The 23,037-nt window shown below is 63.7% G+C and carries 20 protein-coding genes and 1 pseudogene; 10 read left to right on the forward strand and 11 right to left on the reverse strand.

What is annotated here, in order from left to right; all coding sequences use genetic code 11:
* Positions 1 to 255 precede the first annotated feature (255 nt).
* Positions 256 to 945 (forward strand): annotated as a pseudogene (gene xdhC, locus NKJ88_RS02800) (xanthine dehydrogenase accessory protein XdhC); the annotation flags it as partial.
* A gap of 12 nt (positions 946 to 957) precedes the next feature.
* Here xdhC and NKJ88_RS02805 read toward each other — a convergent pair.
* From NKJ88_RS02805 to NKJ88_RS02815, 3 genes are all read right to left on the reverse strand, one after another.
* Positions 958 to 2,208: an LLM class flavin-dependent oxidoreductase gene (locus NKJ88_RS02805; protein ID WP_023826671.1), complete on the reverse strand. Its 1,251-nt coding sequence runs from the start codon at positions 2,206 to 2,208 to the stop codon at positions 958 to 960.
* Positions 2,205 to 3,146: an LLM class flavin-dependent oxidoreductase gene (locus NKJ88_RS02810; protein ID WP_352443547.1), complete on the reverse strand. Its 942-nt coding sequence runs from the start codon at positions 3,144 to 3,146 to the stop codon at positions 2,205 to 2,207. Before NKJ88_RS02810 ends, NKJ88_RS02805 begins: the two co-directional genes overlap by 4 nt.
* Positions 3,147 to 3,253: 107 nt before the next feature.
* Positions 3,254 to 4,174 carry a LysR family transcriptional regulator gene (locus NKJ88_RS02815; RefSeq protein WP_023671373.1) on the reverse strand — a complete coding sequence of 307 codons (921 nt, stop codon included), beginning with the start codon at positions 4,172 to 4,174 and terminating at the stop codon, positions 3,254 to 3,256.
* 135 nt (positions 4,175 to 4,309) lie between these two features.
* Between NKJ88_RS02815 and NKJ88_RS02820 the strand changes: the two genes are divergently transcribed.
* The 4 genes from NKJ88_RS02820 to NKJ88_RS02835 all read left to right on the forward strand — a co-directional run bounded on the left by NKJ88_RS02820 (position 4,310) and on the right by NKJ88_RS02835 (position 9,119).
* Positions 4,310 to 5,527 carry a urate hydroxylase PuuD gene (locus NKJ88_RS02820; protein WP_352443548.1) on the forward strand — a complete coding sequence of 406 codons (1,218 nt, stop codon included), beginning with the start codon at positions 4,310 to 4,312 and terminating at the stop codon, positions 5,525 to 5,527.
* Between the two features lie 2 nt (positions 5,528 to 5,529).
* Positions 5,530 to 6,846: a guanine deaminase gene (gene guaD, locus NKJ88_RS02825; RefSeq protein ID WP_352443549.1), complete on the forward strand. Its 1,317-nt coding sequence runs from the start codon at positions 5,530 to 5,532 to the stop codon at positions 6,844 to 6,846.
* 310 nt (positions 6,847 to 7,156) lie between these two features.
* Positions 7,157 to 7,663, forward strand: a complete 507-nt coding sequence (locus NKJ88_RS02830; protein WP_352443550.1) for a heme-degrading domain-containing protein — start codon at positions 7,157 to 7,159, stop codon at positions 7,661 to 7,663.
* A gap of 175 nt (positions 7,664 to 7,838) precedes the next feature.
* The gene (locus tag NKJ88_RS02835) at positions 7,839 to 9,119 is read left to right on the forward strand and encodes a glycerate kinase type-2 family protein (RefSeq protein WP_023823876.1); all 1,281 of its coding nucleotides are present in this window, start codon (positions 7,839 to 7,841) and stop codon (positions 9,117 to 9,119) included.
* A 138-nt stretch (positions 9,120 to 9,257) separates the two neighbouring features.
* On the opposite strand, the gene NKJ88_RS02840 is transcribed toward NKJ88_RS02835, so the two are convergent.
* The 4 genes from NKJ88_RS02840 to NKJ88_RS02855 form a co-directional block, all read right to left on the reverse strand.
* Complete coding sequence (locus tag NKJ88_RS02840) at positions 9,258 to 10,727, reverse strand: UdgX family uracil-DNA binding protein (protein WP_023823877.1); 1,470 nt, start codon at positions 10,725 to 10,727, stop codon at positions 9,258 to 9,260.
* 2 nt (positions 10,728 to 10,729) lie between these two features.
* Positions 10,730 to 11,965 carry a putative DNA modification/repair radical SAM protein gene (locus NKJ88_RS02845; protein ID WP_023707780.1) on the reverse strand — a complete coding sequence of 412 codons (1,236 nt, stop codon included), beginning with the start codon at positions 11,963 to 11,965 and terminating at the stop codon, positions 10,730 to 10,732.
* Positions 11,966 to 12,196: 231 nt separating this feature from the next.
* Entirely contained in the window at positions 12,197 to 13,582 is a 1,386-nt protein-coding gene (locus tag NKJ88_RS02850) for a glutamine synthetase family protein (RefSeq protein WP_023683505.1), read from the reverse strand.
* Between the two features lie 35 nt (positions 13,583 to 13,617).
* Complete coding sequence (locus NKJ88_RS02855) at positions 13,618 to 15,000, reverse strand: aspartate aminotransferase family protein (RefSeq protein WP_023823878.1); 1,383 nt, start codon at positions 14,998 to 15,000, stop codon at positions 13,618 to 13,620.
* Positions 15,001 to 15,155: 155 nt separating this feature from the next.
* On the opposite strand from NKJ88_RS02855, the gene NKJ88_RS02860 reads away from it, so the two are divergent.
* Positions 15,156 to 15,608 (forward strand): hypothetical protein, encoded by a 453-nt coding sequence (locus NKJ88_RS02860; protein ID WP_023683507.1) that lies wholly within the window; start codon positions 15,156 to 15,158, stop codon positions 15,606 to 15,608.
* A gap of 1 nt (position 15,609) precedes the next feature.
* Here NKJ88_RS02860 and NKJ88_RS02865 read toward each other — a convergent pair whose 3' ends face one another.
* Together NKJ88_RS02865 and NKJ88_RS02870 are read right to left on the reverse strand one after the other, a co-directional pair.
* Positions 15,610 to 16,584: a WD40 repeat domain-containing protein gene (locus NKJ88_RS02865; protein WP_023689246.1), complete on the reverse strand. Its 975-nt coding sequence runs from the start codon at positions 16,582 to 16,584 to the stop codon at positions 15,610 to 15,612.
* A gap of 248 nt (positions 16,585 to 16,832) precedes the next feature.
* Positions 16,833 to 17,885 carry a CobW family GTP-binding protein gene (locus NKJ88_RS02870; RefSeq protein ID WP_023689243.1) on the reverse strand — a complete coding sequence of 351 codons (1,053 nt, stop codon included), beginning with the start codon at positions 17,883 to 17,885 and terminating at the stop codon, positions 16,833 to 16,835.
* Positions 17,886 to 18,306: 421 nt separating this feature from the next.
* Here NKJ88_RS02870 and NKJ88_RS02875 point away from each other — a divergent pair, with 421 nt between their 5' ends.
* Positions 18,307 to 18,777: a MarR family winged helix-turn-helix transcriptional regulator gene (locus tag NKJ88_RS02875; protein ID WP_023671361.1), complete on the forward strand. Its 471-nt coding sequence runs from the start codon at positions 18,307 to 18,309 to the stop codon at positions 18,775 to 18,777.
* 10 nt (positions 18,778 to 18,787) lie between these two features.
* Here NKJ88_RS02875 and NKJ88_RS02880 read toward each other — a convergent pair whose 3' ends face one another.
* Entirely contained in the window at positions 18,788 to 19,651 is an 864-nt protein-coding gene (locus NKJ88_RS02880; protein WP_023822074.1) for an AraC family transcriptional regulator, read from the reverse strand.
* A gap of 46 nt (positions 19,652 to 19,697) precedes the next feature.
* Between NKJ88_RS02880 and NKJ88_RS02885 the strand changes: the two genes are divergently transcribed.
* Complete coding sequence (locus tag NKJ88_RS02885) at positions 19,698 to 20,105, forward strand: DUF2000 family protein (RefSeq protein ID WP_023822073.1); 408 nt, start codon at positions 19,698 to 19,700, stop codon at positions 20,103 to 20,105.
* On the opposite strand, the gene NKJ88_RS02890 is transcribed toward NKJ88_RS02885, so the two are convergent.
* Positions 20,102 to 20,890 carry an alpha/beta fold hydrolase gene (locus NKJ88_RS02890; protein ID WP_023755787.1) on the reverse strand — a complete coding sequence of 263 codons (789 nt, stop codon included), beginning with the start codon at positions 20,888 to 20,890 and terminating at the stop codon, positions 20,102 to 20,104. The two genes, NKJ88_RS02885 and NKJ88_RS02890, sit on opposite strands and share 4 nt — an antisense overlap.
* Before the next feature lie 127 nt (positions 20,891 to 21,017).
* Between NKJ88_RS02890 and NKJ88_RS02895 the strand changes: the two genes are divergently transcribed.
* Together NKJ88_RS02895 and NKJ88_RS02900 are read left to right on the forward strand one after the other, a co-directional pair.
* The gene (locus NKJ88_RS02895; protein WP_023822072.1) at positions 21,018 to 21,959 is read left to right on the forward strand and encodes a LysR family transcriptional regulator; all 942 of its coding nucleotides are present in this window, start codon (positions 21,018 to 21,020) and stop codon (positions 21,957 to 21,959) included.
* 193 nt (positions 21,960 to 22,152) lie between these two features.
* Positions 22,153 to 23,037 carry a DMT family transporter gene (locus tag NKJ88_RS02900; RefSeq protein ID WP_032902466.1) on the forward strand — a complete coding sequence of 295 codons (885 nt, stop codon included), beginning with the start codon at positions 22,153 to 22,155 and terminating at the stop codon, positions 23,035 to 23,037.

Consider the following 23,037-nt stretch of genomic DNA (forward strand, 5'->3'; position numbering starts at 1 on the left):
GGTCTTCACCCTCCCCCTTGTGGGGAGGGTCGGGGGGGGCCCCCCCCCGCGGGGGGGGGGGGGGGGGGGGGGGCGACCCCCCCCCCCAAGAGGACGCCCCGGCCCCCGGGGGGCGGCCCCCGCCCCCCCCCCCCCCGGGGGGGGGCGGGGGGCCCCCCCCCCCCCCGCCGGGGGGGGGGGGGTGCGGACGATCGTGCCAAGCCACCCCGTTTCGCTGACGCCGCTACACGGCGTCCGCTCACCGACCCTCCCCACAAGGGGGAGGGTAAAGAAGCCCGCATCGGCTTCGACGAAGTTTGCGCCACGCTTGACGTGCCGCTAGGCCCCGAGATCGGCCAGTGCTGCGGCGGGCGCGTCGAAGTCTTGATCCGTATCGTCGATGCCGCGCTTACTGCCGAGCTGATCGCGGCCGCAGAAGCCGAGGAAGCCCACCTGCCGCATGTTTATATCTTCGGCGGCGGCCATGTCGGCCAGGCGCTGGCCGCGACGGTAGCACTTCTTCCCGTGCATGGCGTCGTCATTGAGACGCGGGCCGAAGCGCTGGAAGGTATGCCGGAGACGGTCGAGAGGCGGCTGACGCCGATGCCCGAGGCCGAGGTGCGAAACGCTCCCGCCGGCACCGCCTTCGCCATCCTCACCCACGACCATGCGCTGGATTTCCTCATCGTCGCCGAGGCGCTGAAGCGCGACGACGCGGCCTATGTCGGCATGATCGGCTCGAAAACCAAGAGAGCGACGTTCAGGAACTGGATCCTGAAATCGGCGGATGGCACGGAGGCTGAGTTGGCCCGCCTCGTCTCCCCGATCGGCGGCGACGCCGTCAGGGACAAGCGCCCGCCGGTGATCGCGGCGCTCGCGGCAGCCGAGATCATGACGGCACTGGTCGTTCACAACACCGCGCCGAATGCCGACCATGAAGTCCAGCACAAGATGATGGCCGGCTAAGCTTCGGCGCGGCTAAGCAGGCCGCTTCAGGCCGAGATGATCTCGCAAGGTGCTGCCTTCGTATTCCCGACGGAACAGTCCGCGCCGCTGCAGTTCCGGCACCACCAGCGTGGCAAAGGCATCGAGCTCGCCGGGGAAGTATGACGGCATGACGTTGAAGCCGTCCGCGCCGCCGCCCTCGAACCGCGCCTGCAATTCGTCAGCGATCTGCGCCGGCGTGCCGACGATACGCCAATGGCCACGTGCGCCGGCGAAATGGCGCGCAAGCTGGCGGATCGACAGGCCGTCGCGGCGCGATTGTTCGATGACCAGCGCCTGGCGGCTTTTCATGCCCTCGGTCTCCGGCAGCTCGGGCATCGGTCCGTCGATCGGATAGCTCCCGAGATCGGAGATGCTGAGATAGCTGGACAGCAGCGCCACGCCGACATCGTCAGGGATCAGCGCCTGCAATTCCTCCTGTTTCTCCCGCGCTTCGGCCTCGGTTTCCGCCACCACCGGGGAGACGCCGGGCATGATCTTGATGTCGTCGGGTTCCCGCCCATAGGCCGCCATACGGCCCTTGAGGTCGTCGTAAAAGGCCTTGGCTTCCTCGAGGGTCTGCGCCGCCGTGAACACCACGTCGGCCGTGCGTGCGGCAAGGTCGCGGCCGACATCCGAGGCGCCGGCCTGCACCATCACCGGCGCGCCCTGCGGCGAGCGCGGCAGGTCGAGCGGGTCGCGCACCGAAAAGCTCTGGCCGTTGTGACAGTGAAAGCCACTGCCTTGCCAAAGTCCCGATACCACCTCGGCGAATTCGCGCGCCCGCTCGTAGCGGTCGGCATGGGGTTTCAGGCCCGTCGCGCCGAAATTGGCGGCTTCGATGGGGCTGGCCGACGTCACCAGGTTCCAGCCAGCCCGGCCACCACTCAGATGATCGAGCGACAGAAAGGTGCGCGCCAGCCCATAGGGCTCGTTGTAGCTGGTCGAGGCCGTCGAAACGAGGCCGATGCGGCTGGTCTGGACGGCGAGCGCGGACAGCAGGCTGATCGGCTCGAAGCCGATCGAGCGTGAGGTCTGGCTGGCGATGCCGACATTGGCTTCGCGCAGGCCGGCGGCGTCCTCGCAGAACACCATGTCGAACTTCGCCGCTTCCGCCGTGCGCGCCAGCCGGATGTAATGATCGATGTCGATGCCTGCCGTGACATGCGCCTTGGGGTGACGCCAGGCGGCGATGTGGTGGCCCGTCGCCCACAGGAAGGCGCCAAGCTTCATCTGGCGGGTCATTGCGCTCCTCCGGCAAGTCTGAGATGCGAGCGCAAGGTGGTGCCGGGATAATCCGGGCGGACGAGGCTGCGGCGCTGCAATTCCGGCAGCACGCGGCCGATGAAACCGTCAATCGCGGCAGGCGGTATTGCGATGTTGAACCCGTCGCAGCTTTGCGAGCTGAACAATGTTTCGAGCGCGTTAGCAGCGACATCTGCGCCAACGTTCAGCAGCAGCTTGACCGCACCCGGATCGCGTCCGCAGGCCACAACGCGGCGCTTGAGATCGTCATGGCGCGCCTTGGCGTCCTCTGTGGGTCTGTCCAGCAGGACGACATCGGCGGTGCGGGCGGCGATATCCAGGTCGGCCTCGGACAGGCCGGACAGCACCAGCACCGGCGTATCCTGCGGCGAGCGCGCGACGTTCAGCGGCCCGCGCACGGAGAAAAATTCGCCCTTGTGGTCGAGCAGGTGCATTTTTTCGGGATCGTGGAAGCGGCCGCCGGCCTTGTCGAACAGCAGCGCGTCGGCATCCCAGCCCTGCCACAGGCGCTGAACGATGCCGATGTATTCCTGCGTGCGGCGGCGGAACACATCGTCGGAAAATCCATCCGGCCGGCTGAAATTGGCGGCTTCCCGTGGGGCCTGCGCCATGGTCGCGTGCCAGCCGGCGCGGCCATGGCTGATGATGTCGAGCGAAGCAAAACGGCGCGCCAGATTGTACGGCTGGTGAGCCACCGTCGAGGCTGCAGCGACAAGGCCGATCCGACTTGTCACCGTCGCCAGCGCCGCCAGCAAGGTCGTCGCTTCGAAAGAACTCGACCCGGCGCTGTTCGGCGCGGAATCATCGAGGACAATCATGTCCAGCCCAGCCGCTTCCGCTTGCTTGGCAAAGCCGGCCAGGTCGCTAAACCCGAGCGGCTGCCCGGAAGTAATGTTGAGCGAAACGGCAAGATGCATTGTGGCTTGCTGGTCAGTCGGCATGGGACCATCGATCATAGGGCAGCGTATGCGAACCTAAGGTCACCTGCTTGTAAGACAACCCTGGCGACTGGGCCAACAGCCCCTCACTTGCCGGCCAGCAAATCCTTGATCAGCCGCTGGCAACGCTCGGCCATGAAGTCGAGCAACAGCCGCACCTTCGGGTCCTGCAGCTTCTTGTGCGGATAGACGGCGGCGAACTGCACCGGCGTTGGCGGCGTGCTGGCCAGGATGACCTGCAGCCGCCGGTCGCGGATGAAGGGTTCGACCTCGAAGCGCGGCTTGTTGATGATGCCGCGGCCCGACAGCGCCCAGCCGGTCAGCACATCGCCATCGTCGGTGTCGTAGGGGCCGTGCACCTCGAATTTCTGCGGGCCGGACGGCGTCTGCAGCGTCCAGACATATTCGCGCGCCCCGGAATAGCGCAGCATCAGGCAGTCGTGCTTCTTGCCGATCAGCTCCTGTGGCTCCACCGGCTCGCCGCGCGCTTCGAGATATTTCGGTGCCGCCACCAGCACGCGTTCACATTCCATGATCCCGCGCATCCGCAGGCTGGAATCCTCGATGATGCCGAGCTTGAAGGCGACGTCGATGCCTTCCTTCATGATGTCGATATTGTGGTCGGAGAGCCTCAGCCGCACCTCGATATCGGGGTATTTGTCGTGGAAATCCGGAATGCCCGACGCCACCAGCCGCCGTCCGAGGCCGAGCGGTGCGGTCACCTTGATGGTGCCGCGCGGTTGGCCGGAAAGAGCCGAGACCGCGGCTTCCGCCTCGGTGATCGCCTCCAGCACCTGCTTGGCGCCGGAGTAGAACACCGTGCCATGCTCCGTCGGCATCAATTGCCGTGTGGTGCGGTTGAACAGCCGCACGCCGAGGTGTTTTTCCAGCTCCTTGATGCGGTTGGAGGCGACCGCCGGCGAAATGCGCATGTCGCGGCCTGCCGCCGAGAGATTACCAAGCTCGACGACGCGGACGAAGACGGCGATGTTGTCGAGATAGGCCATTCGTGGCTCTTTATGTGGCGGCGTACGTGGTCAGCCTAGTATTTTCCATTTTTTTTTGAAAGTCATCGTACACCTCGCCTCTTTTCGTTTGCGCCCCACACCGTAAAGTCAGCCGATCGGCAGGGACGATTTCAAATGATGGATTTCGCGATTTTCTGGGACTGGCTGAGTTTCGCCGTGCGCTGGCTGCACGTCGTCACCGGCATCGCCTGGATCGGCTCGTCCTTCTATTTCGTCGCGCTCGACCTTGGCCTGCGCCAGCGCCCCGGCATGCCGGTCGGCGCATTCGGCGAGGAATGGCAGGTGCATGGCGGCGGCTTCTACCACATCCAGAAATATCTGGTGGCGCCGGCCGAAATGCCGGAACACCTGACCTGGTTCAAATGGGAATCCTACGCCACCTGGCTGTCCGGCTTCGCCATGCTGTGCGTGGTCTACTATGCCGGCGCCGATTTGTTCCTAATCGACCCCAATGTGCTGTCCATGTCGGTTCCCGTGGGCATCCTGCTGTCGATGGCGACGATCGGCGTCGGCTGGGTTGTCTACGATCTGCTCTGCCGGTCGCCGCTCGGCAAAAGTGACACCGGACTGATGCTGGTGCTCTATGGCGTGCTGGTGTTCATCGCCTGGGGGCTGACGCATCTGTTCACCGGCCGCGCCGCTTTCCTGCATCTGGGCGCCATCACCGCCACGATCATGTCGGCCAATGTCTTCATGGTGATTATTCCAAACCAGAAGATCGTCGTCGCCGACCTGATAGCCGGCCGCAAGCCCGACCCGAAATACGGCAAGATCGCCAAGCAGCGCTCGCTGCACAACAATTACCTGACGCTGCCCGTGCTGTTCCTGATGCTGTCGAACCACTATCCGCTGGCGTTTGCGACGGAGTTCAACTGGGTCATCGCCTCGCTGGTGTTCATCATCGGCGTCTTGATCCGGCACTATTTCAACACCGTGCATAAGCGTGCCGGCAACCCGCACTGGACCTGGATGGCGGCTGCGGTGCTGTTCGTCATCATCATGTGGCTGTCGACAGCGCCGAAAATACTGACCGGCGAGCTCAAGGCATCCGCCGCGGCCGAAGTCTATATCGCCTCGTCGCATTTCCCGGCGGTGCGCGACACCGTGCTTGGCCGCTGCTCGATGTGCCATACGGCCGAGCCGGTCTATGAAGGCATCTACCATGCGCCGAAGGGCGTGATGCTCGACACAGATGCCGGCATCGCCGAGCATGCGCGCGAGATCTACCTGCAAGCTGGGCGCAGCCACGCCATGCCGCCGGCCAACGTCACCCAGATCAGCGACAAGGAACGGGCGCTGCTGGTCGCCTGGTTCGAAGGCGCAGGGAAATAGGGATGACCTCCACACTTCTGCGCGGCCGCACGCTAAGCTTCTTGCGCTGGCCCGAAGCCATCGACGACCATGCCGCCTGGCGCTACGAGGAAGATGGCGGCCTGCTGATCCGCGACGGCCGGATCGTTGCCGTGGGCAGCTACACGGAAGTCGAAAAGCAAGCGGGCGACGGTGCGAAAAAGATCGATCATCGGCCGCATCTGCTGCTGCCCGGCTTCATCGATGCGCATGCGCATTTCCCGCAGATGCAGGTCATTGCCTCCTACGGCGCCGAACTGCTCGACTGGCTGAACACCTACACCTTTCCCGAAGAGACCAAATTCGCCAACGCCCAGCATGGCCGCCGCATCGCCCGGCTGTTCCTGGACGAGATGGTGCGCCACGGCACGACGACGGTCGCCGCCTACTGCTCGGTGCACAAGGCGTCTGCCGAAGCGTTCTTTGCCGAATCGCATGCGCGCGGCATGCTCAACATTGCCGGCAAGGTGATGATGGACCGCAATGCGCCGGCAGGCGTGCTCGACACGCCGCAATCCGGCTATGACGATACGAAGGCGCTGATTGCGGAATGGCACGGCAAGGGCCGCCAGCTTTATGCGATCACGCCGCGCTTCGCCATCACCTCCTCGCCCGAGCAGCTGGAGATGGCCGGCACGCTCTGCCGCGAAAACCCCGACCTGCACATGCAGACGCATCTGTCGGAAAACCACGCCGAAATCGCCTTCACGCAAAAACTCTATCCGCAGGCGCGCGACTACACCGATGTCTACGAGCAGTATGGCCTGCTGGGGCCAAAGAGCCTGTTCGGCCACTGCATCCATCTCTCGGAACGAGAGGCCGATGCGCTGTCGGACTCAGGCTCGGTGGCGGTGTTCTGCCCGACCTCGAACCTGTTCCTCGGCTCCGGCCTGTTCGACTACCAGCGCTTTCGGCGCCGCGACAAGCCGCTGCGCATCGCCGCGGCCAGCGATGTCGGCGGCGGCACCAACTATTCGATGCTGCGCACCATGGACGAGGGCTACAAGGTGATCGCGCTGACTGGCGAAAAGCTGAACCCGTTCCAGTCCTTCTGGCAATTAACACGTGGCAATGCCGAGGCGCTGTCTATGGCGGACAAGGTCGGCACGCTGGATGAAGGCACCGATGCCGACATCACCGTGCTCGACGCCCGCGCCACGCCGGCGATGCGGCTGAGGATGGAGACTGTGGAGACGCTGGCGGAGGAGCTGTTCCTGCTGCAGACGCTGGGCGACGACCGCGCGGTGCGCGAGGTCTATGTCGCGGGGCGGCCTGCCAAGAGTGATATAATCGCCGGTTAGGACCCATCATCCGCGCGGGACAAGATGATGATTGCGCCTGGTTGCCAAGTGGTTCCCCCACTCCGTCGCCGCTTCGCGGCGCCACCTATCCCCCTCCGAGGGTGAGGAAGGGAGCCTTTGCTTCGGAGGACGGGCGCCGGTTCGGACAGCTTGGCGCCCTTCCTCTACCCCGTCGATCGGGGGAGAGGTGTCGAGAGAAGCTCGACGGAGTGGGGGGCGACCCTGGCGGGGCAAGACCACCACCGCGACGAGACCTTGACCGGGCGGAGCTTGTCGTACACACGATTTGTGACGATTTCGGAGAACAAAAATGGCCGCCGCAGACGACATCGCTCTGATCCAGAAACAGGAAGAGACGCTGGTCTTCCCGGCCTTCGACGAGGCCGTCGCCTTCAAGGTCGGCGCGGCGATCCGCGAGCGGGCGCTGGCCGAAAAGCTGCCCATCATCATCGATATCAGGCTGTGGGATCGGCCGCTGTTCTATGCCGCGCTGCCGGGTTCGAACGCCTCCAACCCCGATTGGGCTCGACGCAAGATCAACGTGGTCAAGCGCTACCTCAGGAGCACCTATCGCCTGGTGCTGGAACAGCAGCGACCGGACCGCACCTTCAAGGTCGGCGAGGGGCTGGATATTGCTGATTACGTACTGGCCGGCGGCGGGTTTCCGGTGACTGTAAAGGGGGCTGGCGTGATCGGCGTCATCGCCGTCTCCGGCCTGCCGGAACGCCAGGACCACGGCGTCGTCGTCGATGCACTGTGCGATCATCTCGGCGTTGATCGGACACAATTGGCGCTGCCGCCGGAAGATAAATCGTGACGCTAGCGCTGCCCCTCATCCGCCTGCCGGCACCTTCTCCCCGTATAGTGACGGGGAGAAGAGAAGCACCCCAACGCCGGCGAACCCCTCTCCCCGTCTCTATACGGGGAGAGGGTAAGGGTGAGGGGCGGCGCCGGCTTTTCGGAAGCTCGCAAACCGCGGATGGCGGCCAATTATGACCGTGCTCGACCCAAAATCCTTTCTCATCTCGATCTTCAATGCCGCTGTTGCCGCTGCCGATCCGGAACGAACGATCAGGGATCACCTTCCGGCCAAGCCGAAGGGCCGCACCATCGTCATCGGCGCCGGCAAGGGCTCGGCGCAGATGGCCGCCGCGTTCGAGAAGGTGTGGGATGGCCCAATCGAAGGGCTGGTCGTCACCCGCTACGGCTATGGCGCCAAATGCGAGCGCATCGAAATCATCGAGGCGGCACATCCGGTGCCGGACGCTGCCGGTCTTGAGGCGTCGCGGCGCCTGCTCGAAAAGGTGCAAAGGCTGACTGCGGACGACCTGGTAGTGGCGCTGATATCGGGCGGAGGATCGGCGCTGCTGCCGTCGCCTGCCGCTGGCCTGACGCTCGCCGACGAAATCGCCGTCAACGAGGCGCTGCTCGCCTCCGGCGCGCCGATCGCGGCCATGAACACCATCCGCAAGCATGTCTCAACCATCAAGGGCGGCCGGCTGGCAGCTGCCGCCTGGCCGGCCAAACTGGTATCACTGGTTGTCTGTGACATTCCCGGCGACAACCCGGCCCTGGTGGCCTCCGGCCCGACCGTGCCCGACTCCGGCAACCGCGCCGATGCGCTGGCCTCGATAGCGGCCTATGGCATGAAGCTGCCCGACGCCGTCATGGCGCACATCAACTCGCCAGAGGCCGATGCGCCAGATACGGATGACCAGCGCTTTTCACGCAATGAAGTGCACCTGATCGCCTCGGCTGGCGTATCGCTGGAAGCGGCAGCCGCTGAGGCAAAACGGCAAAGCATCGAAGCCGTCATCCTCTCCGATTCCATCGAGGGCGAGGCGCGCGAGGTCGGTGGCGTGCATGCAGCCATTGCGCGCGAAGTGGCGACGCGCAACCGGCCGTTCCAAAAGCCGGTGCTGATCCTGTCCGGCGGCGAGACGACCGTGACTTTGCGGGCCCCTGTTGACGGAAAAAGGGGCAAGGGCGGCCGCAACTCCGAATTCCTGCTCGCCTTTGCCATCGGCATCAGCGGCGCGGAAGGTATTCATGCACTGGCCGCCGATACCGACGGCATCGATGGCTCGGAAGACAATGCCGGCGCCTTTGCCGATGGCTCGACCGTCTCGCGCATGCGTGCCGCCGGCATCGACGCCAAGGCGATGCTGGCCGGCAACAATGCCTGGACGGCGTTCAACGCGATCGGCGATCTGTTCGTGCCGGGGCCGACGGGTACGAATGTGAATGATCTGAGGGCAATCCTGATCAGTTAATTCGGCCGTGGCGGCCGAAGTTTCCAACGTTGGATTCACGACCGTGAAGCCACTCAGCTTCGTCATCCCTGGGCGAAGCAGGAGCGAAGCTCCTTGTTCCGCCCGCGGATGACGATGTCGCTGAGGCTTTCGCTCATCTCACGACCCCATCAGCCGCTTCACCTCTTTCATATCCTTTAGGAACCGCTCGCGCTCAGCCTCCTTGTCCGTCGGCTCGTGAATGCGCAGGATAAAGGACGGGTGGATGGTGATGAACACGCGCAAGCCATCCTCGCGTTCGATCAACTGGCCGCGCATTTTCGTCACGGCAATGGCCTTGCCCAGCAGCGACAACGCCGCCGTTGCCCCAAGCGCCACGGCGAGGTCCGGCTTGATCAGCTCAAGCTCCCGGCCGATCCACCAGCGGCAGGCCTGGACTTCGCCGGTATTTGGCTTCGAGTGGATGCGGCGCTTGCCGCGCGGCTCGAACTTGAAGTGCTTGACGGCGTTGGTGACGTAGACTTTTTGCCGGTCGACGCCTGCGTCATCGAGAATTGCATCGAACACTTTGCCCGCTGGCCCGACAAAAGGTTTGCCGGCGAGATCTTCCTGATCGCCAGGTTGTTCGCCGACGAAGACCACTTTGGCGTCATCCGGCCCCTCGCCGAACACGGTCTGTGTCGCGTCGCGCCAGAGCGGGCAGCGACGACAACCCTTTGCAGCCTCGCGCAAATCGGAAATCGTCTTGGCATCGTCTTCATCCGGCGCCTCGGCCGGCTCGGGCTTCGGCCAATGTCTTGCCTGCAGCTTGGCGTGGTGCGGCGCCGGCGTCGTCGGTTGTCTGGCAATCATGGCTATAGCGGCCTCGTCCGCTCCTGCGATCAGATCTGGAATGAGCGAGGCCTCGGGAAGGTTCCGCCAATATTTCTTCGGCATCTCCTTCTGCATCGCCTTCACCTTGAGCCGCGCCGGGTTGAAGATGTTCTGGAAATAGGTCAGCCACAACGCCTCGGTGTCGTCCTGATCGGGTGCATCGCCCTTGGCCGCACCCGGGCCGATCGCCAGCCTTTCGCCATTCCAGTCGGCGGAGGCATAGGGCGTCAGGACGGTCCAGCGCATGCCGGTGAACCGCCGGACGAAGAAATCCGCGTTGCGCTCGACAATGAAATGCTCCGGCTCGAACCAGGCGACGTAGCGCTCGTCCTCGCCGTAGCCGATCTTCCGGAAGCGTACGAAGGCATGCATCTTATGGCTGTCGCGCCGCACCGCCTTTTCCATGGCTTCGAGCCGCCTGGTGTCGGGATCGGATGCGATCGCCAGCAGTTTCGGCTCGGTGCGCAGGCGACAAAGCATCCAGTAGAGAAAGGCAAACCGGCCGGGGTCGGAGTGGCAGAAGGCGGTTTCGGCATGGGCGATGAACTCGCGCGGGACGGTAAGCTGCGCGCCCTCTGGCACCGCCGGCAAGGCATCTCGAGGATCATTGGCGTCGGACCCGACACCCCAACTAATATCCTCAGGCCGGACCTCATTCAGCGTCAGACGCCGTGCCGCATCGCGCCAACCGGCGAAATCGGTCTGGCTCGCTAGCCGGACAGTGTATCGGGCAAGGTCGAGCTGGGCCGGCTGCATGGTCAAAACAGCGACAGTTGTTCGCAGGACTTTACGATCGTATCGCGCAGGCCTGTCTTGTCGGTGAGTCCGCCCGGCGACCAGCCTTCGGCGATGATGAAGGGCCTCAGCTTGGCGATCGAATGGCAGATCCGTCCGACATCTTCCAGCCGCATACGTCGGTGGCGGCGGGTTTCAAGGATCTTCGCCACCACCTTGGTGCCCAGACCCGGAACCCGCAGCAGCGCTTCCCGATCGGCGCGGTTGATGTCGACGGGAAACCTCGCCCGATTGCGCAAAGCCCAGGCGAGCTTGGGGTCAATGGCGAGATCGAGCATGCCGTCGCTGCTGCCGGCGAGGATTTCCGGCTGCGAAAAGCCGTAGAAGCGCATCAGCCAGTCGGCCTGATAGAGCCGGTGCTCGCGCATCAGCGGCGGTTTCTGGAGCGGCAGCGACGATGACGAATCCGGGATCGGGCTGAAGGCGGAGTAATAGACGCGCCGCAGATGGTAGCTGCCATAGAGCCGCGCACTGGAGTGCAAGATACCGTCGTCGGATGTCTTGTCGGCGCCGACGATCATCTGCGTCGACTGACCTCCGGGCGCAAAGCGTTCGCGCTTCTTGGTCCGCAACGTCGGCTCGGCCTTTTCCTCCATCTTCCGGCGCAGGTTCGCCATGGAAAGCCGGATCGTTTGCGGCTTCTTCTCCGGCGCCAGTTTCTTCACGCCCTCATCGGTCGGCAGTTCGACATTGATAGACAGCCGGTCGGCGTAGAGCCCGGCCTGCTCGACCAGTTCGGCCGAGCTTTCCGGAATGGTCTTCAGATGAATATAGCCGGAGAATTTTTCGTCCAGCCGCAGCCGCCGCGCCACCTCCACCATCTCGGCCATGGTCTCGTCCGGGGAGCGGATGACTCCTGAGGACAGGAAGAGGCCCTCGATGTAGTTGCGCCGATAAAAGTCCATGGTCAGCTTCACCACCTCGTCGATGCTAAAGCGGGCGCGGCGCACATTCGATGACGAGCGGTTCATGCAGTAGCTGCAATCGTAAATGCAGAAATTGGTGAGCAGGATTTTCAGGAGCGAAATGCAGCGGCCATCCGGCGCGTAGGAATGGCAGATGCCCATGCCTTCTGTGGAGCCGATACCGCCGGATTGGAGCGAATCCTTCTTCGCCGAGCCGGACGAAGCACAGGAGGCGTCGTATTTGGCGGCGTCAGACAGGATTGCCAGCTTTTCACGGACGGTGGGCGCGCTCATCCGTTCATGATATGTTCTTGAAGGCTGCAGCGCCACCTCATTTGATGCAGGCGGCGAAAAAGTGATCGCCGCCCGCCGTCAGGGCAATCAGAGACCGTTTCGAAATTCGCTCTGGCGAGTCATATGGTGGTGGTTTCGAGAACCGAAGCGCAGCGGACATTTGGTCCGTGAGCATCGGAAGCGCAGAAACCACCATCGATGGCCGCCGGAGTAGAATTTCGAAACGGTCTCTCAGACCTCGTGCAGGTAGAGGTGGTAGTCCAGCTCGCTCACCGTACGCGCGACGCGCAGATACTCCGACTGCTTGATCGCCACGAAGGTGCGATGCAGATCCTCGCCAAGCGCCTCTTTCAGGAAGCTCGAGGCCCGCGCCGCCTCGATCGCGGCGCGCCAGTCGACCGGCATGGTCGTGCGCGTGACAGCGGCTTCATAGCCATTCCCAGTGGTTTCAGGGCCGGGGTCGAGGCCTTCGTCCAGACCCTTGATGATGCCGGCCAGCACCGTTGCCGCGATCAGGTAGGGATTGGCGTCGACGCCCGACGGCCGGTGCTCGATGCGCCGGTTCTTGGCGTCGCCGGCCGGCACGCGCAGCGCCACCGAACGGTTGTTGACGCCCCAGGTCGGCGCCACCGGCGCATAGGACTGCGAGACGAAGCGCCGCCAGGAATTGGCGTGCGGCGCAAACACCAGCATCGATTCGGCCATGGTCTGGATCAGCCCGCCGAGCCCCTGCAGCAGCGGCAGCGACCAGCTTTCGCCGCCGGCTTCGGCAAAAACGTTGCGGCCGTTCTTGTCCTGCAGCGAAACATGGAAATGCATGCCGGAGCCGGCATATTTTTCGATCGGCTTGGCCATGAAGCAGGCGGTAACACCATGGCGGCGCGCCTGCGCCCGCACCAGCCGCTTCAACATGACGAGGTCGTCGGCCGCCCGCATGACATCCTTGCGGTAATTCAGCGTCAGCTCGTACTGGCCGGGCGCGTATTCCGAAATCACCGTTTCGGCCGGAATGCCTTGCGCCTTAGCCGCGGCATAGATGTCGGAAAACAACGGCTCCATGCCGTGCAGATGGTCGACGGAATAGACTTCCGTCTTGGCCGAGCGGCGGCCGTCGAGCACGGCGTCCGCCGGTTTTACCTTGCCGTCGGCGTCACGCTCATTGGCAAGCAGGAAAAATTCGAGTTCGAAGGCGCCGGCGGGATAGAGGCCCTTGGCCGCCAAGATGTCGACCTGCCTGGCCAGCGCCAGCCGTGGGTCCGACGACATAGGCTGTCCCTCGAGATGGTACATCGCCATCAGCAACTGGCCGCGCGGCGGGTTCGTGCCGTAAAGCGGCACCAGCGTGCCGGGGATCGGCCATGCCCTGAGATCGCCGTCTCCAGTCGTCCAGATCAGCCCGGTTTCGTGCACATCCTCGCCGGTGATGTCGAGGCCGAGGATCGAGATCGGCATGTGGCGGCCGCCCTCGAAGATGCTTTTCAGCTCATGCCGGCGCACGATCTTGCCGCGGCCGACCCCGTTGGCGTCGGTCAAGACGATATCGAAGGCTTCGATTTCGGGATGGGCGTCGAGAAAGGCTTGCGCCTCGGCGGGCGTCGAGCCCGAAGGTGAAGTCATGATTAGTGTACTCGAGTTTGGCTTGGCAGCTTGTCTCATGCCGTCAGCCTTGCCGCAACCGTGGCGAAGGCGGTGATCAGCCGGTTGACCTGGGCGCCGGTGGTGGCCGGTGAGATCAGCATCATGTTGTGAAAGGGCGCGATCAGCACGCCCTGGTTGACCAGCGCGACATGGATAGCCGCCTCAAGCTCCGGCGCATGGGCAGTCTCGGCTTCGGCGCCGTTCCTGAGCGGGCCAGGGGCGCAGATGAACTCGACGCGGGCGCCGACGCGGGCGACATGCCAGGGCAGATTGTAGCGATCGATGACGCCGGTCAGCCCGGCATCGAGCCGCAGGGCGAGGCGATCCATCCGGGCATAATTCTCCTGCGTCATCACCTCTTCGAGCGTTGCGCGCATGGCTGCGAACTGCAGCGGGTTCGCCGACAGCGTCGTGCCCATGCCGGAATAGCCCGGCTCCTTGGTTCGGTTGTAGTCGGCATAGCGCGAGGCGACCTCGTCGCTCATGCCCCACACGCTTGCCGGCACGCCACCGGCGATCGGCTTGCCCAGCACGAAAAGGTCGGGCTGCAGCCCGAATTTTCTGGTGTAGCCCCCTGGGCCGGTCGAGATGGTGTGGGTCTCGTCGATCAGCAGCAGCGTTCCTGCCGCGCGCGTCAGTTTGCGCAACGCGTCGTGAAAACCCGGATCGGGCAGCACCATGCAGGAATTTGTCAGCACCGGCTCAGCAATGACGCAGGCGACATCCTTGTCCTTGAGCGCTGCTTGCAGCGCGGCGACATCGTTGAACTCGATGACCTTCGCCATCTTGGTCAGGTCGCGAAACTCACCCGCCAGCCCCGGCCGATTCACGGGCTTGCCGTCGACCATCCGGACCATCGTCTCGTCGACCGAGCCGTGATAGCAGCCGTTGAAGACCAGGATCTTTTCGCGGCCGGTGACGGCGCGGGCGACGCGCAGCGCGAAGCGGTTGGCGTCGGTGGCGGTGGTGGCGATCTGCCAGAACGGCAGACCGAAACGCTGTGTGATCAGCGGCCCGATGGCCAGCGCATCTTCCGAAGGCAGCATATAGGTCAGGCCGCGCCCGGCCTGGCGGCGGATGGCGCGCGCCACCGGCGGCGGCGAATGGCCGAACATCGAGCCGGTGTCACCGAGGCAGAAATCGTCCAGCCTGTTGCCGTCGATATCCGTGATGGCGGCGCCCTTGGCGCTTTCGACCAGGATCGGGAATGGCGTCGGCCAGTCGTTCATCCAGTGCATCGGCACACCGCCGAAGAAGCCTGGCAGGCCGTTACCGACCTTGGCCTGCGATTTCGGCCGCGCCTTGCGGAAGGTGTTCGCCTCGCTTGTCCGCAATGCAGCGATGCGGTCACGGCTGATACCGTCGATGGATGCTTTTGAACTGTTCGTGCTGTGCATGAAATCCCTCTCGGCCGGCACACTACCCAATTGGCGACGGCAACCGCAATTGGCCGTGTTGGTGCCCTGCATTGGGTCAGCAGCAAGTTCGGCAGACTTGACCTTCCGGCGCAGTCGGGCGCCAATGCGATCGGGTCTGTGGTTTGGGGAGAAAAATGCGGACGATCATCTGCGCTATTGCGCTACTCTTGTCGGCCGCTGCGGCTTCCGCATCGGGCGGCGTCTGGTGTTCCGTCGATGACAAAGCGGTGCAATTCGAGGTCGGCGCCGGGGTCACCAGAGGTATGGGCGGCCCGACCTTCAATTTTCGCGGCGATCTCGAGATACTTGGCCGGCCGGAAGGCGACAGTCTGCGCAAGACCGTCTTCGAGGATTCCGACCTCACCCAGTACTGGCTGGACGACAAGGAGTTGCGGCTGAACGTCTACCACGAGCATCAGCTCGGAGATAAATTCAACTCTGTCGAACTGACGATCCTGACCAAGACCAGTGACGAGGGCGTCTATGACGGCCGGTACACGCTTGCCGTCTACGACAACGCCGCCGACACGGAACAGGACGGCAAGCCGAAAGAATTGACCGGCAAGGTGTCGTGCGGAGCCGAATAGGTCACGCCGAGATATCGATGACGCCGCAGTCGCCGGCGGCACTGCCGAAGGCGACCCGGCGCTCTTCCTTATCCCACATCATCGCGGTGATGGCGCCCTTGCCCGGGCGGCGCAACAGCACCTCTTTGGCATCGGTAAAGCGCACCGCCATGACCATGCCGTCATCATAGCCGACGGCGACGACATCCTGGCTCGGATGGCAGGCAACCGATGTCACCATGGCGTTGCCGCGCGTGCCGAGCTCCAGCGGCGCCTTGCCCATCGGGCCGTCCTTGCCCGAAAACGGCCAGACGATCGCCGCCGGCGCGCCGGAACTCGCCAGCCATTTGCCCTTCACGCTCCACGACAGGCTTTTGACCTTGCCGGGATAGCCGGTCATGCGCATGTGCTTGCCGTCGGCGAGCTTCCAGCCATGCAGCGCGTTTTCCTGCATGGTGGTGACGAGGAAGGCGCCATCCGGCGAGAAGGTGACGCCGGTATGGGCACCGGCCCATTCCAGCTCCACCGGCTTGCCCTCGGCGGCCGGGAAATGCAGCGTCGCGCCATTGTAGCGGGCGACGCCGAAGCGTATGCCCTTGGGGGAGAAGGCCAGCCCCTCGACCGAACGCGGATGGGCAAACTCTTTGGTCTTGCCGTCGGCAAAGCGCACGAACGCAGTCTTGCCTGTGGCATAGGCGATAGCGCCTTGCGGCCCGGCGGCGACGCTGGTGATCCACTTCTTGCCGGCGCTCGCCAATTCGCCGACGGTGCCACCTGCGGTGACAGCAAAAATCTTGCCGTCCTCGCCGCCGGTGATCAGGCGGTCGTTGGCGGCGTCATGGAACGTGGAGAGCAGGCCGTCATTGGCCTGAATTGCCTTGTGGCCGTTGTCGAGCCTATGAACTGTCCCATCGGCCAGCGCAAAATGCGGCACGTTGTCGAGGAAGACGGCGGCAAGGCAGTGACCTTCCAGGTCGAGGGGAGCAACTGTGGGCATCAGGACCATTCCAATGAAGCTGTCACCACTCCCGGGAAGCCATTGAGGCGGCCAGGCCTGGCGTCAACCTTCCCCTTTGTGGGAGAAGGTGGATCGGCGCGCAGCGCCGAGACGGATGAGGGGTGTTGGACGGATCGCCGTCGGTGCCGAGCTGGAGCACCCCTCATCCGACCTCGCTTCGCGAGGCCACCTACTCCCACAAGGGGAGAAGGAAGAGCGGGCAGCGCTAGCGCCATAGAGTCCGGAAATCAAGCCGCCTGGCAGGCGTCAAAGCTCTTCTTCAGCCGTTCGGCGTCAAGCTCGCGGCCGATGAACACCAGCCGGCTCTCATGCTTTTCGCCGTCTTTCCAGGCGCGCTGGTGGTCGCCTTCGATGATCATGTGCACGCCTTGGATGACATAGCGCTCGTCGTCGCCCTTGAGCGCGATGATGCCTTTCAGCCGCAGGATGTTGGGACCTTCCATCTGAGTGATCTTCTCGATCCACGGGAAGAATTTCTTCGGGTCCATCTCGCCGCCGCGCAGCGACACCGACTGCACGGTCACGTCATGGATGTCGGAGGGATGCGCGTGATCGTGATGATGATGGTCGTGATCATGGTCGTGGTGATCGTGGTCGTGATCATGGTGGTCGTGATCATGATCGTGCGCCTCGAGAAAATGCGGATCGTTTTCCAATGCGCGCGACAGGTCGAAGGCGCCGCGGTCGAGCACTTCCGACAGCGCCACGCCGGCGCGCGTCGTGCGGTGGATCCTGGCCGCCGGGTTGATGGCGCGGATGGTGGCTTCGACCTTGGCCAGCTCTTCGGGCGTCACCAGATCGGTCTTGTTCAGCACGACAACATCGGCGAAGGCGATCTGGTCCTCGGCTTCCTTGGAATCCTTCAACCTGAGCGGCAGGTGCTTGGCGTCGACCAGGGCCACGACAGCGTCGAGTTTGGTCTTGGAGCGCACGTCGTCGTCCATGAAGAAGGTCTGCGCCACCGGCACAGGATCGGCGAGGCCGGTGGTCTCGACGACGATGGCGTCGAAGCGGCCGGGACGGCGCATCAAGCCTTCGACGACGCGGATCAGGTCGCCGCGCACCGTGCAGCAGACGCAGCCATTGTTCATCTCGTAGATTTCCTCGTCGGATTCCACGATCAAATCATTGTCGATGCCGATCTCGCCGAATTCATTGACGATGACGGCATAACGCTTGCCATGGTTTTCCGACAGGATGCGGTTGAGCAGCGTCGTCTTGCCGGCGCCGAGATAGCCGGTGAGAACGGTCACGGGGATTTGCGTCTGTGCTTCGCTCATATCTTGCCTCGAAATGGCTGGGCCACGGAATTGCGGGCCGCAAGAAGGGATTGTTGGCCTGATATAGGATGTGTGCCGGCCTTTTGCACGAGGCAAACCGCCTGGGTGTTTGACCCAGGATTGACGAAGCGGATGGGTAGACCCGAGAGGCCGAGTGCGAGGGATGCCGACCATCAACGTGTTGCCGGAAACGCCTCTTCGTTGACCTGTGCTAAGCCGCGCCGCGTCAAACCGTTACAATCGCCTTGGCGGAAACTCGTTTGTCATCTAACTGAAATAAACATCTGGCATCACCATTTCGAGCACCACAAATGCTTGCCGGCAAAGCTGTTTCAAAAGCCGGAATCTTTTTGATCGTCGATTGCCAAACGGCCGGCTGCGTCTATGCTGCACGCACCGGTACGGCCGAAGAGGGATCACCATGGCCAAGGCGGACAAGACTGCAACGATGAGCCGGCTGCATTCGGCGGCAAGGCTGGCAAGGACCGCGCTGGCGGCGCGGCTTCTGGCGCACGGCTTCTATGCCGGCCAGGACCAGATCATGCTGACGCTCGACCGCGAGGACGGCCAGACGCCCGGCAATCTCGCCGGCCGCCTCGGCGTTCGCCCGCCGACCATCACCAAGACCATCAACCGGCTGCAGGCCCAGGGCTTTTTGGAAAAGCGCGCCTCTTCCGCGGATGCACGCCAGGCGCATATCTTTCTCACCGACACCGGCCGCGAGATCATCCACGCCATCGAGAAGTCGGTGAAGAAGACCGAGAAGCAGGCGTTGAAGGGCCTCGACAAGAAAGAACAGAAGACGCTGTTCAAGCTGCTCGCCCGCATCGAGGCCAATTTGTCGAACGAGGAGCTGGTGCTTGTCGACGACGATGGCGACATCGACGATTGATCTTCCTGACCTAGGCGGCTACCGAAGGCCCGCGCACCAGGGTCGACCAGCGGCCGGGCGTCAGGCCGAATGCTTTCTTGAAATGCCTGTTGAAATGGCTCTGGTCGCTGAAGCCGGCGCCAACGGCAATCTCGGCCAGCGGCTCGCCCACCTCGATCATCCGTCTTGCCTTTTGCAGCCGGCGCATCAGCAGGAACCGATGCGGGCTGGTGGAATAGGTCGCGCGAAAATGGCGTGACAGCGCATAGCGGTCGAGCCCGGTGACGGCTTCCAGCTCATCGGAACGAACGGACCGCTCGGCATTCTCCTCGAGATAGCCGCGCGCCAGCGCTGCCGCACGCGAGGCCGACTTCCCCATCGGCTTTGCTTTCTGTCCCGCATGACGCCCCAGCTGCTGCGCCAGCTCCGCAACGAAATCGGCGACGAACAGCTCGTCCAGTTCCTCATCGAGCGGCGACAGGGCCGAAAGCAGCGTGCCACGCAAGGCAGGATCGCTGACCACAGCATCCCTGACGAAAGGCAGCGGCGCGCCGTCGAGGCAGTCGAGCAGCAGTGAGGGTTCCAGATAGAGGATCCGGTAGCGCAGACCATCCTCGGTCCCGGCGCCGCCATCGTGCACTTCGTCGGGATGCAGCACGATAACCTGGCCGGGCAGGCTGTGGTTGACAGTGCCCCTGTAGTGGAAGCGCTGCACACCGGAAAGCGTCACGCCGACGGCAAGTGTATCATGACGGTGCAGGTCGAAGGCGTTGCCATGGAAATGCGCCTCGATGCGCTCGATGCCGGTGCCGCCTGGCGCCGAGACGATCCGGTCTTCATCCGCGCACGAACGTCCAAGACCCTGTGTCGCCTCACCGTCTAGATCGTGCGTCATCACCTATCCCTGCCCTTCATGGGCGTGCTCCGGAGTCCTCATTTTGGTGTTCGATACGAAATTTGCAATCGTGCTGCGGGACAATCTCGCCGTCTGGCAAAAGCTCAACGTCGCCGCCTTCCTGACCAGCGGCGTCGTCGCGCAATTCCCCGACATTATCGGCGAACCCTACCGCGACCGCGCCGGCAACCTTTACAATCCTCTGTCGATCCAGCCGGTCATCGTGCTTTCGGCCGATGGGCCGACGCTCAACTCCATCCACCGGAAGGCGCTGGAGCGGGGCGTGACGGCGTCAGCCTATGTCGAGGAGATGTTTGCCACCGGCTTCGATGCGGCCAACCGCGCCGTCTTCGCCGAGTTCGGCCCTGAGGACGCCAAGATCGTCGGCATCGCGCTGCGTGCCGACAAGAAACTCGTCGACAAGATCACCAAGGGCGCCCGCATGCACGCCTAATTCAGCAGGAAGCGTGTAACGGCGCTCATGAATTCAGTCGGCCGCTCGACGTTCAGCATATGGACGCCCGGAAGCAGTGTAAGCGTGGCGCCGGGGATGCTGGCTGCGATCGCCTCGCTGTGGCTTGCCAGCGTTACCTTGTCGTCTTCTCCACCGATCACCAGGGTGGGGGCGGTAATGAGGGAGACAGTCCGGCGCAGATCGCAATCGCGTACGGCGGCGAAGCATCCCGCGAGACCTTGGGGCGGCGTCGCCAGGACCATCGCGCGGAACGCGTCGACGGTTTCGTTTGGGCCGGCAAGCATCGAGGCGGGAAACCAGTTGTGCATGAACATGTCCGCGGCGGCCGACATGTTGCTCGCAGCAAGGACAGTACGGATCTGCTCGTCAAAGTAAGAAGCCGGCCCGAGATGTGGCGAGGTGTTGGAAAGGCTGAGACGCTCGATGCGGTCCGGGGCATGGATACCCAGCCACTGCCCTACGAAGCCGCCCAGCGACAGCCCGCAGAAATGCACGCGGGCGATCTGAAGCGCATCCAGCAGCTCAAGGACGTCGCGGCCCAGCCGATCGAGCGAATAGGCTCCGGCCGGAGCATCGGAACTGCCGTGGCCGCGCAGATCATAGCGCAGCACCCGGAAAGATCCGGCAAGTTCCGCTAGCTGCCGGTCCCACATATGCAGGTTCGTCGCAATGGAATTCGAGAGCACAAGCACAGGGCCGGCCCCCGCCAGCTGATAGGCGATCCGGCAGCCGTCGCCCGTCGTAAAATAAAGCGTGTCAGTCATCTGGTCCTCATCTCACCCTGGCGAAAGGAGTTCGATGCTCCCGCCGCCCTCTGAATGAGCCACCCTAGGCCTCGTAATTATCCAGGAAAATTACTATGATTGGACGATCTCAGTAGGTTTTACGATAATGAATGGTCTGAAACTCCACGACCTACGGTGCTTTGACGCCGTGGCAAGCGAGGGCAGCTTCCAGGCGGCCGCCCTTGCCTTGAACCGATCGCATCCATCCGTCTTCGCCGCTGTCGCACGCCTCGAGCAGTTGCTCGGGCTCACACTTCTCGACCGCAGCGGATATCGGGTGGGGCTGACGGAGGCGGGCCGCGAGTTTCACGCGCGAGCGCAGCTGACATTGCGCGAGCTCGACCATCTGCGAACCTATGCGGGCCAGTTGGCGAGCGGCGAGGAGACGGTCCTGCGTGTCGTCATGGGTGATCTCTGCCCGCGACCGCAAATCCTGCGTATGCTCAGCGGCTTCTTTGCCGAACGCACCGGGACACGCCTGCACCTGGAGTACGAGGCGGTCGGCGGTCCGCTCGAACGGTTGATGGAAGGCTCGGCTGACCTCATCTTCCATCGCGCGGATCCTTCCGATCCGCATCTCGAGCGGATCGATCTCTGCGCGGTGCCCCTCGTGCCGGTGGTGGCGCCTGGGTTCCTTCCGTTCGCGCCTGGCCGCGAGATTGCGCCGGAGCAGATGCGGCCCTTCACCCAGTGCGTGATCCGCGACACGGCGCGGCGGCCATCGCCGGAGAGCTATTTCCTCATCGACGGTGCGCATCAGTGCTCGGCGCCGGATCATCTGATGAAGAAGGAACTGATCCTTCACGGACTGGCCTGGGGCCATCTGCCGGCATGGCTGATCGAGGACGAACTGCGGGATAGGAGGCTGATCTCGATCGCTGGTGCACATCTGCCCGGCCGGACGGAGATCTTGGCGGCGGTGCGCCGGCGCGACCGACCGCATGGACCCGTCGCCGAGGCGTTGTGGCTTCATCTCCAGGCGCAAATGGCATCCGACGGCAAAGCACCGGGATGTCAGAACGTCGCAGCGGAACGCAAGGCGCCTTAGCTGGCATCGGATTGGGCATCGGATTGGCCTGCGCTGAACCTGTCTCAGACGCCTGTTGTGCCAGTCGCTTTTGGCTTGCCGGGCGCAGGCGATTGCCGCAAAGGTTAAGCGTTGCTCCTCCCTGCCCGGCCTGACATTGAACGTTCCCGCAAAATCAGACGAAAGCGCAACGCCGCCCGCCGCGATGCTGTTCATGCTTTCCACCTATGTCTTTTTCACCTTTCTCGACACATCGAGCAAATATCTGGTCCTGGCCGGCGTCTCGGCGCTGATCGTCGCCTGGGCCCGCTTCACCGTCCATGTCCTGCTTGTCGGCGTCTTCCTGCGCGGCTGGCGCGAGCCGTCGCGCTTCCGCGCCAACAATTTGCCGGCCCACATCCTGCGCGGCGGTCTGTTGTTCGGCTCGACGATGTGCAACGTCATGGCGCTCAAAACGCTTCAACTGGCCGAGACCACCTCGATCTACTTCTTCGGGCCGATGGTGATCACCGCCCTTGCCGGACCGCTGCTTGGTGAATGGGCCGGCTGGCGGCGCTGGCTGGCGATCCTGACGGGTTTTGTCGGCGTGCTCGTCATCACAAGGCCGGGCGTCGGCGTGTTCGGTCTCGGCCACCTCTTCGCGCTCGGCTCCATGCTGTCGAACTGTTTTTACGTCATCATGACGCGCCGCATGTCGGCCAGCGAAAGCTCGGAAAGCCTGATCCTGTTTTCGGCGCTGGCGCCGGCCGTGCTCCTTTTGCCGATGCTGCCGTTCTCGCATCAGCTGCCGCAGGATGGCTGGCATTGGGTCATCCTGGTGATGCTGGGCGTGTTTGGCGCCGGCGGCCACTGGCTTCTGGTGCAGGCCTACCGACTGGCGACCACCACGGCGCTGGCGCCTTACCCGTATTCGCAGATGGTCTGGATGATCCTGTCCGGCTGGATCATCTTCCACCAGTTCCCCGACCGCTGGACGCTGGTGGGTGCTGCGATCATCGTCGCCAGCGGCCTTTACATCATCCATCGCGAGCACCGTTTGCGGCTGCGCAATCGCACGACCGTCGATGTCGAAGCGGAGGCGCTGGCGAAAAAACTTTGA

The sequence above is a fragment of the Mesorhizobium sp. M0016 genome (assembly GCF_040324035.1).
In the GTDB taxonomy this organism is placed as follows: domain Bacteria; phylum Pseudomonadota; class Alphaproteobacteria; order Rhizobiales; family Rhizobiaceae; genus Mesorhizobium.

What these genes read in the sequence shown, in the direction of transcription:
- NKJ88_RS02805 (WP_023826671.1), bottom strand. Translation starts at nt 2,208, where the DNA reads ATGACCCGCCAGATGAAGCTTGGCGCCTTCCTGTGGGCGACGGGCCAC.
- NKJ88_RS02810 (WP_352443547.1), bottom strand. Translation starts at nt 3,146, where the DNA reads ATGCATCTTGCCGTTTCGCTCAACATTACTTCCGGGCAGCCGCTCGGG.
- NKJ88_RS02815 (WP_023671373.1), bottom strand. Translation starts at nt 4,174, where the DNA reads ATGGCCTATCTCGACAACATCGCCGTCTTCGTCCGCGTCGTCGAGCTT.
- NKJ88_RS02820 (WP_352443548.1), top strand. Translation starts at nt 4,310, where the DNA reads ATGATGGATTTCGCGATTTTCTGGGACTGGCTGAGTTTCGCCGTGCGC.
- guaD (WP_352443549.1), top strand. Translation starts at nt 5,530, where the DNA reads ATGACCTCCACACTTCTGCGCGGCCGCACGCTAAGCTTCTTGCGCTGG.
- NKJ88_RS02830 (WP_352443550.1), top strand. Translation starts at nt 7,157, where the DNA reads ATGGCCGCCGCAGACGACATCGCTCTGATCCAGAAACAGGAAGAGACG.
- NKJ88_RS02835 (WP_023823876.1), top strand. Translation starts at nt 7,839, where the DNA reads ATGACCGTGCTCGACCCAAAATCCTTTCTCATCTCGATCTTCAATGCC.
- NKJ88_RS02840 (WP_023823877.1), bottom strand. Translation starts at nt 10,727, where the DNA reads ATGCAGCCGGCCCAGCTCGACCTTGCCCGATACACTGTCCGGCTAGCG.
- NKJ88_RS02845 (WP_023707780.1), bottom strand. Translation starts at nt 11,965, where the DNA reads ATGAGCGCGCCCACCGTCCGTGAAAAGCTGGCAATCCTGTCTGACGCC.
- NKJ88_RS02850 (WP_023683505.1), bottom strand. Translation starts at nt 13,582, where the DNA reads ATGACTTCACCTTCGGGCTCGACGCCCGCCGAGGCGCAAGCCTTTCTC.
- NKJ88_RS02855 (WP_023823878.1), bottom strand. Translation starts at nt 15,000, where the DNA reads ATGCACAGCACGAACAGTTCAAAAGCATCCATCGACGGTATCAGCCGT.
- NKJ88_RS02860 (WP_023683507.1), top strand. Translation starts at nt 15,156, where the DNA reads ATGCGGACGATCATCTGCGCTATTGCGCTACTCTTGTCGGCCGCTGCG.
- NKJ88_RS02865 (WP_023689246.1), bottom strand. Translation starts at nt 16,584, where the DNA reads ATGCCCACAGTTGCTCCCCTCGACCTGGAAGGTCACTGCCTTGCCGCC.
- NKJ88_RS02870 (WP_023689243.1), bottom strand. Translation starts at nt 17,885, where the DNA reads ATGAGCGAAGCACAGACGCAAATCCCCGTGACCGTTCTCACCGGCTAT.
- NKJ88_RS02875 (WP_023671361.1), top strand. Translation starts at nt 18,307, where the DNA reads ATGGCCAAGGCGGACAAGACTGCAACGATGAGCCGGCTGCATTCGGCG.
- NKJ88_RS02880 (WP_023822074.1), bottom strand. Translation starts at nt 19,651, where the DNA reads ATGACGCACGATCTAGACGGTGAGGCGACACAGGGTCTTGGACGTTCG.
- NKJ88_RS02890 (WP_023755787.1), bottom strand. Translation starts at nt 20,890, where the DNA reads ATGACTGACACGCTTTATTTTACGACGGGCGACGGCTGCCGGATCGCC.
- NKJ88_RS02895 (WP_023822072.1), top strand. Translation starts at nt 21,018, where the DNA reads ATGAATGGTCTGAAACTCCACGACCTACGGTGCTTTGACGCCGTGGCA.
- NKJ88_RS02900 (WP_032902466.1), top strand. Translation starts at nt 22,153, where the DNA reads ATGCTTTCCACCTATGTCTTTTTCACCTTTCTCGACACATCGAGCAAA.